The 596-nt window shown below is 62.2% G+C and carries 1 protein-coding gene; it reads right to left on the bottom strand.

Going from position 1 to position 596, the window contains the following annotated elements:
- On the bottom strand, nucleotides 1-539 hold a 539-nt coding region (locus ACP7BL_RS17875), incomplete at its 3' end, for a transposase (protein ID WP_426258932.1).
- Nucleotides 540-596: the final 57 nt, after the last annotated feature.

Here is a 596-nt window from a genome sequence, read left to right as displayed (position 1 = left end):
ACTATGCCCTCGTCGCGGATCTTGACCCGGATCGCGTCGAAGAAAACCAGCGGGTAGATCGGATCGAGCGGCCGCTGCTGCCACGTCGCCACCTCGTCGAGCACGGCGTCGGTCACCGTGCTGATCAGATCCGGCGACACGTCGATCCCGTACAGATCGTGGAGATGCCCGGTAATCTCGCGGGTGCTCATGCCGCGCGCATACATCGACACGATCTTGTCGTCGAAGCCGGGAAAGCGGCGCTGATACTTGGCGATCAACTGCGGATCGAAGCTCGCCTGACGATCGCGTGGCACGTCGATCGCCAGCTTGCCGGTGTCGGTCATCACGGTCTTCCGACCGTAGCCGTTGCGCGTGTTGCCGGCACCGTCCTGGCCGGCCAGGTGATGATCCATCTCCGCGTTCAACGCGCGCTCGGTCAGCGCCTTCTTCAGCGAATCGAGCAGGCCACCTTGGTCAAATGCAGCACTCGCGGCACCGCCCGCCAGCAACTGGTCGAGAAGCTCATTCGGTATCGCAGGTTCTTTGCGTCGGGACATATGGGATCTCCTCTTTACCCATTATGCCCGCCCACACACGGAAATCCTGACAGTCCC

It is taken from the genome of Sphingomonas sp. DC1600-2 (assembly GCF_049897605.1).
Lineage (GTDB): Bacteria > Pseudomonadota > Alphaproteobacteria > Sphingomonadales > Sphingomonadaceae > Sphingomonas.
Note: the sequence above shows the minus strand (reverse complement) of the source record. Positions and strands in the feature narration are given on the sequence as shown.